At 68.7% G+C, this 13,871-nt stretch carries 14 protein-coding genes; 5 read left to right on the forward strand and 9 right to left on the reverse strand.

Annotated elements, in window-relative coordinates; translation table 11 throughout:
- Nucleotides 1-184 precede the first annotated feature (184 nt).
- Nucleotides 185-523: an ArsR/SmtB family transcription factor gene (locus tag ACGF4C_RS08870; protein WP_393564536.1), complete on the reverse strand. Its 339-nt coding sequence runs from the start codon at nt 521-523 to the stop codon at nt 185-187.
- A gap of 169 nt (nt 524-692) precedes the next feature.
- Between ACGF4C_RS08870 and ACGF4C_RS08875 the strand changes: the two genes are divergently transcribed.
- Together ACGF4C_RS08875 and ACGF4C_RS08880 are read left to right on the forward strand one after the other, a co-directional pair.
- The gene (locus ACGF4C_RS08875; protein WP_393564538.1) at nt 693-1,694 is read left to right on the forward strand and encodes a zinc-dependent alcohol dehydrogenase family protein; all 1,002 of its coding nucleotides are present in this window, start codon (nt 693-695) and stop codon (nt 1,692-1,694) included.
- Nucleotides 1,695-1,837: 143 nt separating this feature from the next.
- A complete protein-coding gene (locus tag ACGF4C_RS08880) occupies nt 1,838-2,269 on the forward strand; it encodes a nuclear transport factor 2 family protein (RefSeq protein WP_393564539.1) in 432 nt (143 codons plus the stop codon).
- Nucleotides 2,270-2,321: 52 nt separating this feature from the next.
- Here ACGF4C_RS08880 and ACGF4C_RS08885 read toward each other — a convergent pair whose 3' ends face one another.
- The 7 genes from ACGF4C_RS08885 to ACGF4C_RS08915 all read right to left on the reverse strand — a co-directional run bounded on the left by ACGF4C_RS08885 (nt 2,322) and on the right by ACGF4C_RS08915 (nt 9,619).
- The gene (locus ACGF4C_RS08885; protein ID WP_393564540.1) at nt 2,322-3,347 is read right to left on the reverse strand and encodes a hypothetical protein; all 1,026 of its coding nucleotides are present in this window, start codon (nt 3,345-3,347) and stop codon (nt 2,322-2,324) included.
- Between the two features lie 120 nt (nt 3,348-3,467).
- The gene (locus ACGF4C_RS08890; RefSeq protein WP_393564996.1) at nt 3,468-3,662 is read right to left on the reverse strand and encodes a DUF1918 domain-containing protein; all 195 of its coding nucleotides are present in this window, start codon (nt 3,660-3,662) and stop codon (nt 3,468-3,470) included.
- A 110-nt stretch (nt 3,663-3,772) separates the two neighbouring features.
- Nucleotides 3,773-4,522 (reverse strand): hypothetical protein, encoded by a 750-nt coding sequence (locus ACGF4C_RS08895; protein WP_393564542.1) that lies wholly within the window; start codon nt 4,520-4,522, stop codon nt 3,773-3,775.
- 7 nt (nt 4,523-4,529) lie between these two features.
- Nucleotides 4,530-5,180 (reverse strand): RNA polymerase sigma factor, encoded by a 651-nt coding sequence (locus ACGF4C_RS08900; RefSeq protein ID WP_393564543.1) that lies wholly within the window; start codon nt 5,178-5,180, stop codon nt 4,530-4,532.
- A 136-nt stretch (nt 5,181-5,316) separates the two neighbouring features.
- Nucleotides 5,317-6,801, reverse strand: a complete 1,485-nt coding sequence (locus ACGF4C_RS08905) for a serine/threonine-protein kinase (protein WP_393564545.1) — start codon at nt 6,799-6,801, stop codon at nt 5,317-5,319.
- Nucleotides 6,798-8,789 (reverse strand): ABC transporter ATP-binding protein, encoded by a 1,992-nt coding sequence (locus ACGF4C_RS08910; RefSeq protein WP_393564547.1) that lies wholly within the window; start codon nt 8,787-8,789, stop codon nt 6,798-6,800. Before ACGF4C_RS08910 ends, ACGF4C_RS08905 begins: the two co-directional genes overlap by 4 nt.
- A 419-nt stretch (nt 8,790-9,208) precedes the next feature.
- Nucleotides 9,209-9,619: a Rid family hydrolase gene (locus ACGF4C_RS08915; protein WP_362139274.1), complete on the reverse strand. Its 411-nt coding sequence runs from the start codon at nt 9,617-9,619 to the stop codon at nt 9,209-9,211.
- A 239-nt stretch (nt 9,620-9,858) separates the two neighbouring features.
- Here ACGF4C_RS08915 and ACGF4C_RS08920 point away from each other — a divergent pair, with 239 nt between their 5' ends.
- Nucleotides 9,859-10,389 (forward strand): hypothetical protein, encoded by a 531-nt coding sequence (locus ACGF4C_RS08920; RefSeq protein ID WP_393564549.1) that lies wholly within the window; start codon nt 9,859-9,861, stop codon nt 10,387-10,389.
- Between the two features lie 217 nt (nt 10,390-10,606).
- Here the strand turns inward: ACGF4C_RS08920 and ACGF4C_RS08925 are convergent, their stop codons facing one another.
- A complete protein-coding gene (locus ACGF4C_RS08925) occupies nt 10,607-11,833 on the reverse strand; it encodes a macrolide family glycosyltransferase (RefSeq protein ID WP_393564551.1) in 1,227 nt (408 codons plus the stop codon).
- A gap of 224 nt (nt 11,834-12,057) precedes the next feature.
- On the opposite strand from ACGF4C_RS08925, the gene ACGF4C_RS08930 reads away from it, so the two are divergent.
- Nucleotides 12,058-12,915, forward strand: a complete 858-nt coding sequence (locus ACGF4C_RS08930) for a MerR family transcriptional regulator (RefSeq protein ID WP_393564553.1) — start codon at nt 12,058-12,060, stop codon at nt 12,913-12,915.
- A 76-nt stretch (nt 12,916-12,991) separates the two neighbouring features.
- Nucleotides 12,992-13,801, forward strand: coding sequence for an SOS response-associated peptidase (locus ACGF4C_RS08935; RefSeq protein WP_393564555.1), 810 nt, complete (start codon nt 12,992-12,994; stop codon nt 13,799-13,801).
- Nucleotides 13,802-13,871 lie beyond the last annotated feature (70 nt).

A 13,871-nucleotide genomic window follows, 5' to 3' on the forward strand; every position in this document is an offset into this window, starting at 1 on the left:
CCAGAAGGGCGTCCAGGTTTGTCGTCACACACGAGCCAACGGGCGCCCTTCGCCATGGTCGCGGCCAGCATGAACATAGGACTCATTCATCTAGGAGGGAGCGGGCGCGCCCTCCCGGGGACTGAAAGAACACGTATGTCGTGCCACCGGCGGTGCAGCCTTGCCGGGGCACGACACGGCACCTTCAGTCCCCCTCGCGCTGCTCCATGAGGACGCGGAGAAGTCCCGGGAAGGCTGGCTCGAACTCATCGCTGCGCAGTGCGTTCATGCGCGAAGTGCCCGCGTAGTACTGCCTGATGAGGCCGGCCTCGCGCAGGACATGGAAGTGGTGGGTGGCGGTCGACTTGCTGACCGGCAGGTCGATCGTGCCGCAGGCGAGTTCCCGGCGAGCGGCGTACAACTCACGGACGATCCGGCGGCGTATCGGGTCGACCAGGGCCTCAAGCACCTGCTGGAGGCTGATCTCCTGAATGTCCGGGTGGGGCGGGACCCGCTCCTGTCCGCTCCGTCGTGCTCCTGCCATCGCGCGTTGACCTCCCATGCCCGTGCCATGACGTCCAGCGAAGTATGGCACTCATCAAAGTACGACTCACATCGAAGTTTGACAGCTGTCGTACCTTCCGCTTGAGTGAGGCCGACGCGGTGGCGCGTTCGCGGTAATTACCTTGGGTCCATGGATAGGGGAATGCATGATGACCAGAGCAGTGCGGTTCCATGAGCACGGTGGCCCGGAAGTCCTGCGACTGGAGGACGTGGAGGTCGGCGAACCCGGCCAGGGTGAGCTGCTGATCCGGGTCGACGCGATCGGCCTCAACCGTGCCGAGGTGCTGTTCCGCGACGGCAACTACATCGAACCCGTACGGGAGTTCCCCGCCCGGCTCGGCACCGAGGCCGCAGGCGTGGTCGAGGCCGTAGGTGCGCACGTCACCGGATTCGAGGTCGGCCAGCCGGTCAGCGTGGTGCCCGCGTTCTCGATGAACGACTACGGCGTCTACGCCGAGCGCGCACTCGTCCCCGCGTCCGCGGCAGTACACCGTCCCGACGAGCTCGACGCAGTCGGGGGCGCCGCGGTGTGGATGCCGTACCTGACCGCGTACGGGGCGCTGGTGGAGGTCGGCGGGATGCGTGCCGGGGACACCGTCGTACTGACCGCCGCCTCCAGCAGTGTCGGACTCGCCGCGATCCAGATCGCCCACCGCGTCGGTGCGGTACCCCTCGCGACGACCCGCACCAACGCCAAGAAGGACGCGCTGCTCAAGGCCGGAGCGGCCGACGTGATCGTCACTGACGAGGAGGACGTCGCCGCGCGAGTGCTCGACCTGACCGGTGGCCGGGGCGCCGAGTTCGTCTTCGACGCCATCGCCGGTCCCGGTGTCGTGGACCTGGCCAAGGCGGTCGCCCCGGATGGCACGCTCTTCCTGTACGGCGCGCTGAGCGGCGAGCCGACCCCCTACCCCGGATTCGAACTCGGCATGCCGGCCCTGAACATGCGCACCTACACCGTCACGCAGGAGACGACCGCCGACCCGGAACGCCTGCGCCGCGCCGTGGCGTTCGTCTCCTCCGGCCTGCGCACCGGTGCGTTCCGGCCGCTGGTGGACCGCACCTTCCCGTTGGACGACATCGCCGAAGCCCATCGGTACATGGAAGCGGGCACCCAGGTGGGCAAGATCGTCGTCACCGTCGACCACTGAGACACACACCCACGCCAGAAGACGGCTATTCAAGTTTGACTAGGTGCCTCCTGCCGACCTACCCTCACTCGCGTAGTCAAACTTGATGTGCTCTTCGTCCGCCCGACGCGACGAGCGCCCAAAAGCCTTGAAGAGGAGCCAGCGTGACCGTTCTGCCCCCGATCGGCTATGTCCCCACCACCGAGGACCGCGCGAGCCTGGATGCCTGGTTCGCGGAGTACGACGCCCAGAGCGCGAAGCGCAACATCGAGCGGATGGCCGAGATGGCGGTCTTCCCCCTCAACCTCGTGAGTGACGACGCAGCCGGCAACGGCCGTTCGGCGCAGTGGGACCGCGAGCAGTTCGTTTCGACGATGACCCATGTCATGGGGGACGGCAGCGAGGACATCGGGTTCGAGTCGACACGAACGCCCGTCTTCCTCTCCCCCGCCATCGCCGTGGTCTTCACGGACTCGACCATGACGATCCAGGGCGAGACCCAACAGCTGCGGTACGCCGACATCCTGCTCAGGCAGGACGGAAAGTGGGCGTTCCAAACGATGATCCAGGGCGGCTGGGGCGACAACCTGGGCTGACCTCGACCAGCGAAGGTGTCTGAGGCTGCTCACGAGGCCATCGGCCAGGCATTCACGCCTCAATGCGCAGCCAGGTGTCCCCCGTACGGAGCCACAGGACGCCGTCGCGGCCTTGGCCGCAGCGCATGACGACCCGTCCGGGCACGCGGAGCTTACGACGGCTGGTCACCGTCCAGGTGGGGGTGTTGGGCGCGTTGGGGGCGTTGCGGCCGGTAGAGCCGGCAGAAGCGGTGGTGTCGTCGAGCTCGGCGCGGATGAGTTCGACGGACCGCTGGTGGTGATTGCGGACGGTCAGCACGGCGCGTCGGCCGCGGACGGCGAACCCGTCCGGGTGGGCAACAGGGCTGCGGTAGCTGGTCACTTCGCCGGTGGACGGGGTGATCCGGGTCAGATACGTGCCGGCACCGCGTCCGCCGCCCGAGTACCACACCAGCCATACCCGTTCGCCCTCGGTGGCGGCGGTACAACCTTGCAACGGGTGGGCGGGGAGCCGCCCTTCGGGCGTCCATATCGCATGGCCCTCGGCATTCCAGCCGGCCATACCTGCCGCTGACTCCGGGTGGCCGCCGTATATGCCCTCGTCTCCGTAGGCCGCCCAGATTCCCCCATGGCGGTCGGCGACCAGAGTGGAGAGGTCATCGCCGATGCAGAATTCGCCTTCGGGTTTCCCGGAGGGCGACAACACCACGGCGTTGGGTATCCAGGCGCCCTCGGTCGCCCCCTCTTCGGTCTTGGGCCTGAAGGTGCGGCCGGCGGCCATGAGGAATCGCGATTCCGGAAGCAGGACCAGGTGGCTGGGCCGGATCGGGATGTTCTCCAACGGCGTGCGCCGCTCTCCCTCTGCCGTGACGGTGACCAGTTCGCCACTGAACGGGGCTTCCGGCCGCCACCCGATCCACCCCTTGACGTAGCGAGAGCGGCTCAGACACCTCCGGTGAACCAACAGGACGGCCAGTTCCCCGGCGGGCCCCACGTTCCACCACAGGGCCCGCCACCCTCGCACGGCGTCGATGGCGGGCAGCCGCCAAGCGCTGCGTATCGCGGCGTCGGAACGGGCAGTTACGGGCCGAAGATTCATGAGGAGACGCCTTGGGGACTCCAGGGGCTCACGCCGCCCGAAGAGCGTTACCTTACCCGGCCCACGACCCTCACCCGAGCCTTATCCGCAATCCGTCCGGCCGCCCCCTCCTCCCCCGGCTCACGCCTCGGTTGCGAAAGGCCGGACCACGGTGTCCGGGCCAGGGGACATGATGGTCTCGTGACCGTCCTCGAAGCGCACCCGATATGGCGGGCTGCCATGTGCTCCCAGCACCTCGATGACCTCGGCGGTCCGGTCGCGCTGCCCGACGATGCGCCCGTGAATGAGCAACCTGTCACCTACGCTGACCTGCATGATCATGCCTTTCTGAAGACCGGTTCCGGCCCGCATGGCATCCCCGTAGCAACACTGCGCTATGCACGGTGTCACCGGATCGGACGCAGCGTCACTTTCCGCGGGAGTGATCAGCGCCCGGTGAAGTGCGCGGTGGCGAGGACCCGGCCGTCGGTCGTGGTCAGGCGGGCGCCCGCGAGCGTGGAGGTGTTCACGGAGTTCGGGGCACCCCAGTAGGCGTAGCCGCCGCGGAGGCTGAAGGTGCCGAGTCGGACGGTGGTGCCGTCGGTACGCTCCAGTGTGCAGATGACCTTCCCGCTGTACCGGATACCGGCGTCGGCGAGGTCGACGGACATGAAGACCCAGCCGCGCGGTCCGGGGTGCGCGAAGATTTCGCCGACCGGTTGGCGATGGTCCGTACCGTCCGCGGTCAGGTTCGCCCGTAGCATTCCCGCCGCGGTCTGCACGGGCGGTGCGGGGCCGGCGGCCAGGTTTTCGATGGCCGTACCGACGGCCCAGCCGCCGAACCCGAAGCCCAGCGCGATGACGGCCGCCGCGGACGCGACCCGTAGCCGTACGCCTCGGCGGACTCGGGTGGGCCGAAGCGCGGCGCCGCGCGCGGTCTCGCGTCCGTCACGTGCGGCCTGCGCCTGGGTCAGCCGCCGCGCCACCCGGGTTTCGAAGCCGGCCGGCGGCTCGCTGCCGGGCAGGAGGGACAACAGGCCGTCGCCGACGAGGGCGAGCTGCTCGATGTGCTCCCGGCAGTCCGCGCAACGGTCCAGGTGAGCGGCGGCCTCGGCCCGCTCCCGGCCCGAGAGCACGCCAAGGGCCAGCTCGGCACCGATCTCGTGCAGCTGTTCGCAGGTCAGGTCCTTGTTCATGGCCGCCTCATTCATGGCCGTCCCGCTTCGGAGCGGGATGCGGATCGGCGGGCTTCGTGGCTTCGGAATGTGTCGGGGGCGGAGGGGCGGGGTGCGGCGAGGTGAGAGTGGTGCGTAGTTTGCCCATGGCGGTCCGGATCCGGGTCTTGGCGGTGCCCAGTGGGATGTCCTCCCGGTCGGCGACCTGCTGAGCGGTCATTCCGTAGATGCCCGCCATCACCAGGGCACGGGCCTGCTCGCGCGGCAACTGCGCCACGGCGGCCCGCAGGGCGGCCGACGCCTCGTCTGCGAGCGCCCGTTCCTCGGGGGTGTCGGTCACCGCGCCGAGGAGCGCGTCGAGGTCTTCGGGGGCCACCGGCTCCGGCCGACGCGACCGGACGGCGTCGATGGCGAGGTTGTGGGCGATGGTCGTCAACCAGGTCGTCACCGATCCACGGCGTGAGTCGTAGACCTGCGCATGCCGCCACGCACGCTCGAAGGTCTGCTGGGCGATGTCCTCGGCCAGCTGCGGATCGCGGGTGACCGCGAGCGCGACGCCGAAGACCGTGTGTCGGAATCGCCGTACGAACGTGACGGCGAGCTCCGGATCCCCCGTGGCCAGGCCAGCCAGCAGCGCCTCGTCGGGGATGCGTCCGACCGGGAGCTGCAACTTCTGCATACCCTTGGGTACGGTCCGCCCCGGCCAGGGGATTGCCCTGCGGTTACGGAAGACCACGCATTCATTCTCTCTCGGGGTAACGGCTCCGTTGGCGCGGTCACGACATGCCGGCGCGGTCACGACGTACCGGCTGTGGCTACCCAGCGTGCACGGATGCGGTGGGTCGGGTGATCTCGGCGGGCGGGGTCCGCGTCTTCGCGACGCCGCACCAGGCGATGAAGGTGATGATGAAGGCCACTTCGGCGACCATGCACAGCACGCCGTAAGGGGGGTCCCAGCCTTCTTCCTGGTAGTTGGGCAGCCCGACGGTACGGGACAACGCGAAGCCGAGAACCATGCCGCCGCTGACCAATGTGCCGAGCAGCCACGCCGGTACGGGGTTCCGCCGCGCAAGACCTGCCGCAGCGACGAGAAGCGCCACACTGCCGATGAGGAACAGGATTCCCATGTACGGCACTTCTTTGAGGTGTTCGGGGACGATGAGGAGATGAGCTACCGCGCTGAGGAGCGCGCAGACGGCGGCAACTCCTCGCAGCGAAGCCTCAGCTGGGCGAGAAGGCATCGGGACCTCCCGGGGCGTCTGGTGTTTGTGTCTGTTTCCGTGTCTGTTTCTGTGTCTGGGGCCCGTGGCTGGGGTCTGTGTCTGGGACGGTGTCCGTTGTCTGTGTTCGGTGTTGTCTGGTGTACGTAACGAGCCTGGTGAATGGTTCATGATCCTCGGCGATGTCTGGAGCGCCACTCCGCGTCGGCCGTGTGGCAGCAGACCGTCCAGTACCGCTGCGAGTTGAGCGAGTGAAGGCCGGGCGCCCGGGTCGGGGGACAAGCAGCTGTCGATCGCCGCGGCGAGGGTGTGGGGCAGTCGCCGGTGTGTGCTGACGGACGGGGCTCGTTCGGCGAGCTGCGGGTACCGATCGGTGCCGGTATAGGTGTCCGTGTCGGTGCCAGAGTCGGTGTCGGTATAGGTCTCGGTGTCGGGGAAGGGGACATCGCCCGTGGCGGCCTCGTACAGCGTGCTGCCGAGGCCCCAGACGTCGGTCGCGGGGGTGAGCATTCCGCCGCGCGCCTGCTCGGGGGCGAGGTAGCTGACGGTGCCGAGGCCCGGCGGGGCGGGGCCCGGTGGGCGGGCGATGCTCAGGTCGAGGACCCTTGCGCGGCGGCAGCCGACCACGATGTTGGACGGCTTGATGTCCAGGTGCAGCAGGCCCTTGCCGTGCAGGTAGTGGAGCGCCGAGCAGAGGTGCAGGCCGAGCAGGGCGAGGTCGTTGGTGGTCAGACGGCGCTGTCGGCGCTCGACGAGGTGGGCCAGGGTCTCACCGGTGAGCGTCTCCAACACGACGTATGGTTCCGGGGTTTCGCCCGTTTCGTAGGCGCGGGCCAGGTGTGGGTGGGTGAAGGTCTGGAGCCAGTGGCCCTCTTGCAGCAGTCGCTCGCGCAGCCTCTCCTCGCCCTGTCGGTCCGGGCGCAGCACTTTCACCACGCATCGGCACTCCCGCTCCTGACTCCAGGCGTCGTAGAGGTCCAGCCAACCGGTGCGGCAGAGGTGGGCAAGGACCTCGTAGCCCGGGGCCACGGTCGTTCCGGCCGTCAGCGGCGGGGTTTCAGGGGGCGGCGTACGGCTCATCGCAGCACCTCGGCCATCGGCGGATCGCCGGGCCCGTGCAGCCGGTAGAGCCGGGCGTACGACGCACTGCGGCCGAGCAACTGGTCGTGCGTGCCGTGGTCGGCGATGTGGCCGTCCTCAAGGAGCACGATCTGGGTGGCGTCGCGGACGGTGAGCAGGTTGTGGGAGATGAGGATCGTGGTGCGTCCGCTCATCAACAGACGCAGTGGTTCGAGGATGCGCCGGCCCGATTCCGCATCGAGGCCGGTGGTCGGCTCGTCGAGGATGAGGAGGGGAGCGTTACGGATCATGGCGCGGGCGATGGCGAGGCGCTGCCGCTGTCCGCCGGAGAGCAGCCGGCCGCGCTGGCCCACCACGGTGTCGTAGCCCTCGGGAAGTTGGCTGATGAAGCCGTGTGCGTCCGCGGCGTGAGCGGCCGCGACGATGTCTTCCTCGCTCGCGTCGGGGCGGCCGTAGGCGATGTTTTCGCGCACCGTGCCGTGGAAGACCAAGGTCTCCTGGAGCAGTACGGCGACGTTGTTCCGCAGGTCGTCCAGGCGCAGATCGCGGAGGTCGTTCCCGTCGAGGCGGACGGTTCCGTGGTCCGGGTCGTAGAAGCGGAGCAGCAGTTTGGCGACGGTCGACTTCCCGGCTCCGCTCGCCCCCACCAGTGCCAGGGTCTCGCCCGGGGCGACGCCGAAGGAGACGCGGGAGAGGGCCGGCCTGGTCGTCCCCGGGTACCGGAAGGAGATGTCGTCGAACCGGATCTCACCGCGCGCGTGCCCGAGTTCCCGAGGGGCCGTGGCCTGGACGACCTGGGGCCGCTGGTCGAGCAGTTCGATGATCCGCTCCGCGGCGGCGGACGCCGAGTAGAAGGTGTTGCTGAGGCCGGAGATGCCGCGGATCGGGCTGTAGAGCCTGCTCAGCAGGGTGAGGAACACCATCAGGCCGCCCAGGGTGAGGCGGCCCTGGGTCAGCTCCCAGGTGCCCAGGCCCATCACGAGCAGCGCGCCGGCCAGCTCGATGACGTCGATGACCGTGGCGTACACCGCACCGATACGGGCCGACGCCATGGCCGCCCGGAACCGTCCGAGGTTCTCGCGCTCGAACCGGCCGTGCTCCCACCGCTGCCGGTTGTACGCCTGCACGAGAACGATGTTGCCGAAAGCCTCCTCGGTGACCGCGCTGACCGAGCCGCTGCGGCGCCGCCGCTCCCGCGAGGCGGCCTTCACCCGCCGGGAGAAGCGTCGGGCGGTCCACCAGAACAGCGGCGCGATGACGAGGGCGAGGACGGTCAGCTCCCAGCGGAGGTAGAACAGCAGGCCGAGGAAGATCCCGAGCCGCATCACCTGGGCGATCGCGTTGACGATCCCGGAGAGCAGGAACGTCTCGACCGCGTCGACGTCCCCGGTCACCCGGGAGAGCACGTCACCGAGCCGCCGCCGCTCGAAGAATCCCAGGGACAGACCTTCGACGTGGCGGAAGAGATCGGACCGCAGGGCCAGCAGGAAGCGTTCACTGACCCAGGTGGAGGTCACCTCGTCGGCGAAGGCGAGGACGCCGGCGAAGAACGTGAAGGCGAGGTAGGCGAGGGCGATCGGCAGGAGGAGGTGCAGATTGCGCGGGACCAGCATGTCGTCGATGACGATCTTGAAGAGCCAGATCTCGGCCGCGTCGACGACGGGTCCCAGCACGACGAACGCCAGGATCACCACCAGCCAGCGCCGCCCGCCCCGCGTGTACGGCCAGAAGCGCCGGAAGACGTCCCGCAGGGCTACCGGCGGAGCGGGCTCGACGATGCCGCCCGTGGTTCCGTCCGCCTTTGCTGCGCATCCGGTTCCGTTGGGGATCCCGTAGGTGATCCCGTCGGTGAATTTGACGGAAGAGCGCAGGGAAGGGTGCTCGGAAGGACGCTGGGAAGGACGCTCCGGAGGGCGCGCCTTCTCCTTTCCCCCGCCGTCGCCTTGCGCGCCACCGGGGGAGGAAGCGATCGGCCGCGCGCTGCTCATATCACCTCACTCCTCAGCCTCGCCGACTGATGCGGCCGGGCGAGGGCCCGGCCGCCGACAGTCAGCAGGAGTGTTCAGCACCTACCTTCATCCATGGCTCCTGTCGTGACGACGGTGTCCTCCGTGACGCCGGTGCCGACGCCGACGGCGATCGTGGTCGTCATCGTCCGTGTCCCTGCGCCGGCCCGTCGTCGAGCGGTCACGACGGCTGTGGCTCAGCGCGGGAGCCAGGTTTTCGAGGACTCCCATGCTCTTCCCTTCTCAGTCCCCCTCCGCAGAGCCCCCCTCGAACCATCCATCAATCACGTATACGGAGGAAAGTTGAAAAGGGATTCAACCGGCGCCGGACACCGCTCACCGGACACCGGTCAGCGGGCGCCTCGGTCACCGGGTCCTTGCGGCCCTCTTGGGTCGGCGCTTCAGGAATCGAGGACGGCGGCGACGGCCTCGATCTCCACGAGCTGGTCGTGGTAGCCGAGCACGGTGACGCCCATCAATGTGCTCGGAACGTCGTGATCACCGAACGCGTCCCGGACCACCTCCCACGCCGCGACCAGGTCCTCCTGGCGGTTGGAGGCGACCAGGACCCGGGTGCTGATGACGTCGTGCAACTCCGCCCCGGCGTCGGCCAGCGCGGTCCGCAGGTTCTCGACGGCCTTGGCCGCCTGCCCTGCCACGTCCCCGATCGCCGCGGTGGAACCGTCCTCGTTCAGCGGGCACGCCCCGGCGAGGAAGATCAGCCGGGACTCGGCGGGGGCCGTGGCCGCGTAGGCGTACTCGGCGACATCGGACAGGGAGGCGGAACGGATCAACGTGACGGCACGAGGCACGGACTTTCCTTTCGCGGCGTGTGCAAGGCGCCCATGACCCTGTCAAAGATGCATTCCACATTCGACGCATTTTCCCGGCCTGCTGACCACCGTCGGACCCGACCGACCACACGACGGGAGCCGGCAGCACCGCGACGCTCGGCCTCCGGGCAGACCGCCACCATCATCCCGTACGCAGTCGCCCACGCACTCAGCAGGGCGGGGTAAAGGCGCGGTAAACCCCGGCGTACGCTCCGGGCATGAGCGAGCGAAGAGCGCTACTACGGCGCATACGCGTGTGGCTGGTCATCTTCATCATCTGCCTGGTGCTGAGCGGGCTCACGGCCTTTCCCCTCGTCACCGAACTGCATCTGGTCCACGGCGCACTGACGTCCTGGGCCTCGTCCGTCGGCGAGGCGCTGCCTGGGCTCGCCGATTGGATCGAGCGTGTTCGCGACGGCCTCGACGCCACCGACGCGAAGTACCCGTTCGTGCTCTACGGCACCGACTGGCTGGCCTTCGCCCACCTCGTCATCGCCGTCGCCTTCTACGGGCCGTACCGCGATCCCGTGCGCAACATCTGGGTCATCGAGTTCGGCATGATCGCCTGCGCCGGAATCATCCCGCTCGCCCTCATCTGCGGGCCGGTCCGCGGGATCCCCTTCTGGTGGTCGGTCCTCGACATGTCGTTCGGCGTGTTCGGCGTGCTCCCGCTGCTCCTCGTACGCCGCCTGATCAAGCGCCTGGAGCAACTCGACCGAGCTCCCGACGCGCAGCCCGTCCCCGCCTGAGGTATTGCCCCAACCTCATCCAAACCAAGGCGCATGGCTGAACGCCGGGCAGGGCAGGCGGAGTGGAGCGAGGGGCTCCACCCTGGAGGGCGGGGTGTGCGACGGGCGTTGGAGATGTCGCCCGTTGCACACTCCCGCCCTCGACCGCTGGGCGGACTTCAACTGGCCTGGGCAACGGCCCAGTTGGGCCGGTCCGAACCAGTTCATGCCGTAGCGGTCAGCGCAGATAGTCCTCGACCACGTCCGCGCCGCGGGCGGCGCCGCCGCTCTCCCGGACGACCTTGCGCATCCGGTCGAGGTTGGCGCGTACCGTGGGGTCGGAGGCAACGCGGGTGACCGCGGCACGCAACGACTCGGCCGTCACCGTCGCAGCGTCCAGTTGCTCACCCAGCCCCAGTTCCTGTACGCGCCCGGCGTTGGCGGCCTGTTCGGGCATCTGTGGGACCGCGATCAGACCGACCCCGTAATACAGCGCCTCCATCGTGGAGTTCATGCCGGTGTGGGAGACGAAGGCGTCCGCGTGACGGAGCACCGCCGGTTGCGGAAAGCGGGGACGTACGTCGATGGTGGGCGGGATATCGCCGAGTTCTGCGAGGTCTACGTTGCCCACGGTCATGGCCACTTGGTACGGGCCCTGACCGAATGCCTCGATGCATGCGCGGTAGAACTCGGGACGGTCGTTGAACACCGTGCCCAGCGAGATGAACAGCACGGGGGCGTCGGGGTCGGCGGGCGACCACGGTTCGTCCTGCTCGCGGCTGCCCAGCGAGGGACCGATGAAGTGGAAGCGTTCGTCGAAGGAGTCCCCCGCCGGCTGGAACTCCCGCGGAATGAACACCAGGTTGAGCTTCTCCGTCACATCCATGAGGTGTTGCGGGTCGAGCTCAACACCGTGTTCGGCGGAGAATTCCGCACACTCGGGGCCGAGGGCCGCGGCGAAGGGATTGGTGAGGGTGTGGGAGTCGGTGTTGGTGTTGGCGTGCGAGTCGACGTTGGAGTCGGCGTTGGGGTCGGTGTGGTCGCCGCCGCCGTGGCTCTTCATGAAGTTGGCGAAGAGCGAAAACGTCTCGTTGGAGGCAAAGTTGGGTATGCAGCGGACGGCGGGAATGCCCAGCTTCTCGGCGACGACGCGGGCCGACCAGTTCATCGCGTCGTAACAGATCGCGTCCGGCAACTCGTTCAGGCAGTGCTCCTGCAGCACGGGGTAGGCCGCGCGCATCGCCGTGAACATGTGACGCATGAAGTTCGCGATCTCCGCGGGACCGAACTCGCGCGGTGGCGTCATCATTTCCCATGACGGCAGCTCCACCCAACGCGCGCCCGCCCGGATGACTGCTTCGGAGTGTTCCGCGCTGGTGGCGTAGTCCACTCGGTGTCCCCGCCGCACGAGTTCCTCGACCAGCGGGAGGGTGGGGTTGACATGCCCGTGCCCGGCAAGGGTCACGAATAACAGGTGTTTCGGCATATCGCACACTCTACCGAGGCCGCAATTTCCGCCTGCGCGGGGGCAGATGGTCGATCAGCCAGACAGCCGGTCTGTCGGGCAGTCGGTCGGTCGGTCGCAGCAAGGGTGGTGGCCTCCGGGTGGTGGCTCCGGGCGCTCCGGGCGCGGCGTGCCTGGCTTGGGCTCGCTTTCGACGAGGTGAGAGGACGTGAGACGCTGAGTCGATGCAGAGCGACGCCCATGAGTGGGAATCGGCCCTTCGCGCGGAAGGCGCCGAACCGGCCGAACCGATTGGCCCCGAGGGCCTCACCGTTGGCCGGACGGCTGCGCTGGTCGGGGTCAGCGTGAAGACACTGCACCACTGGGACGCGATCGAACTCGTCCGCCCGAGCGGCCGCACCTGGGCCGGCTACCGGGTCTACTCCGGCGACGATGTCGCCCGTATCCACCGGGTCCTGGTGTACAGGGAGCTTGGAATTCCGCTCGCCGAGATCGGACGGATCCTGGACGCCCCCGACACCCGTGCGCGCGACCATCTGCGCCGGCAGCGGTCACAACTCGTGGAGCGCATTTCCCGCCTGCAGAAGATGGTCGACGCGGTCGATCGCATGATGGAGGCGTCCAAGACAGGAATGCAATTGACTCCGGAGCAGCAGGTCGAAATCTTCGGCGCCGACTGGCAACCCGCCTGGGTGGAGGAGGCCGAGGAACGCTGGGGCGAGAGCGCGCAGTGGGCGCAATACGCCGAGCGGGCAGCCGAGATGACACCGGAGGACTGGAAAGGGGTCGCGGTCGCGACGGACGCCCTGAACGCGGATCTCGCCGCTGCGTGCCGCGCCGGCGTCGCCCCGGGTTCCGCCGAGGCGAATGCCCTCGCAGAACGACACCGCGCGCTGATCTCCACGTACTTCGACTGTCCGCACGCGAGGCAGGCGTGTATCGGGCGGTTGTACGTCAGCGAACCCGGTTATTCCGAGTACTACGACGCGCTCGCCCCAGGCCTGACCGTCTGGCTGCGCGACATCATCTTCGCCAATGCCGAGACCCACGGCGTCGACCCGGAATCCGCGACCTGGGAGTGACCTCTCTTCGGCATACGGACCAAACGCCACAACCATTAGCACACCCCTCATGGGGCACACATGCCACAGTGGAGGTATGTGCGGTCGATACGTTGCCACGCGCAGCCCGCAGGATCTGGCCGGGCTGTTTCACGTCAGCCGGTGGAACCCGGAGCAGCTGCTCGCGCCGAGCTGGAACGTCGCGCCCACCGATGACGTGTGGGCGGTGCTGGAACGCCCTGATCGGCGGACGGGCGAGGTGGCGCGGCAGCTGCGGGCGCTGCGGTGGGGGCTGGTGCCGTCCTGGGCGAAGAGCGTGGGCGTCGGCGCGAAGATGATCAATGCGCGGGTGGAGACCGTCCACGAGAAGCCGGCCTACCGCCGTGCCTTCGCCAAGCGCCGCTGTCTGCTGCCCGCGGACGGCTTCTACGAGTGGCAGGCGATCCCCGTGGAGGGGAGGGCCAAGCCGCGCAAGCAGCCGTACTTCATCAGCCCTGAGGACGGGCAGCCGATGGCGATGGCGGGTCTGTACGAGTTCTGGCGCGACCCGGACGTGGCCGACGACGATCCGGCGGCCTGGTGGACGACCTGCACCATCATCACCACCGAGGCCACCGATGCGGCCGGCCGGGTCCACCCTCGCATGCCGCTGGCCATCGCCCCCGCCCACTACGACGCCTGGCTCGACCCCCTCCACCAGGACCCCGAAGAGCTACGCGCCCTCCTGACCACCCCCGCCGACGGCCACCTCAACGCCCGCGCGGTCTCCCCCGCCGTCAACGACGTCCGCAACAACGGGCCCCACCTGCTGGAGGACGCACCGGACGACGACCGGAGTGACCCGGGAGGCTCGGGCGACGGGGGCGACTCGGGCCGCGGGGGCGGCTCGGGTGGCTCGGGTGCGTGACGATCTGCGGGTCAGGATCTGCCCGTACGCGAAGCCGTCCCACTGACTCGCCACCCGCCACCCGGCACCC

This window comes from Streptomyces sp. NPDC048197 (genome assembly GCF_043202395.1).
GTDB lineage: Bacteria > Actinomycetota > Actinomycetes > Streptomycetales > Streptomycetaceae > Streptomyces > Streptomyces siderophoricus.